Origin of the sequence: Vibrio sp. 05-20-BW147 (assembly GCF_013369385.1) — a bacterium.
Taxonomy (GTDB): domain Bacteria; phylum Pseudomonadota; class Gammaproteobacteria; order Enterobacterales; family Vibrionaceae; genus Vibrio; species Vibrio floridensis.
This window is the reverse complement of the sequence record NZ_SZTO01000082.1, coordinates 1-730: the sequence shown is the minus strand read 5'-3', so window position 1 is coordinate 730 and position 730 is coordinate 1. Positions and strand designations below refer to the sequence as shown.

Annotated in this window: 1 protein-coding gene; it reads left to right on the top strand. The window is 38.5% G+C overall.

From position 1 onward, the window contains the following. Positions 1-598 (top strand): hypothetical protein (locus FC652_RS20080; RefSeq protein WP_176299902.1); only part of this gene is annotated, 598 nt, incomplete at its 5' end. Positions 599-730 lie beyond the last annotated feature (132 nt).

The following is a 730-nucleotide window of genomic DNA, read 5'->3' as shown; positions in this document are numbered from 1 at the left end:
CGAACCATTTTTTTCTAATTTTAAGATGATTGCTGTTGATGCTATTGAGAAATACATTGATGCAATCAAGGCTTTCGAAGCCAAAGGTGAGGTTCGAGATTTATATAGTTGTGTCGATAATGAGGCAGAGGAACTGATCAGATCGCATTATTGTTCACTGTTGGATGAAATCGAAGATGAAGAAGTTTTGCAGGTATTTGATGCTCTGCGACATTCATTTTCATGTTATGCATATAATGGACTTCATCAGTTGTATACGCGTCAAGAAAATGAAGCTTGGCATCCAAAGGTAACGCTTATAGATCGTTTGGAACCAAACGATATCAACAAATTAGATTCAACTATAAAAATTTATCGTGGATGTGATGTTGGTGAGTTCGATAATAACTCATACGGGCAAGCTTGGACGACTTCGTTGGATGTGGCTAAAGACTTTGCGTTCAGGCATTACCAAAGTCAACCTTGGTTTAAGGAAGAGAAAAGAATAGTAGTCGAAACTATTTACTCAAGAGATGATCTTTTGTTTTCCGACCAATCGATTGAGTTTGAGGTGGTAGTAGACACGAAGAAGTTAAGCAATGTTAAAAAACACACATAACAAACGCTTTAAGACGGATTCGCAACGCGTGGCATTTTCGCTATGCGTTGATTTTAGTGATTTAGGTAGTGTGCGGAAGCATCGTATTGCGTTGCTCACCACTTAAGCGGGCGTTATGCTTAATCACGTAAA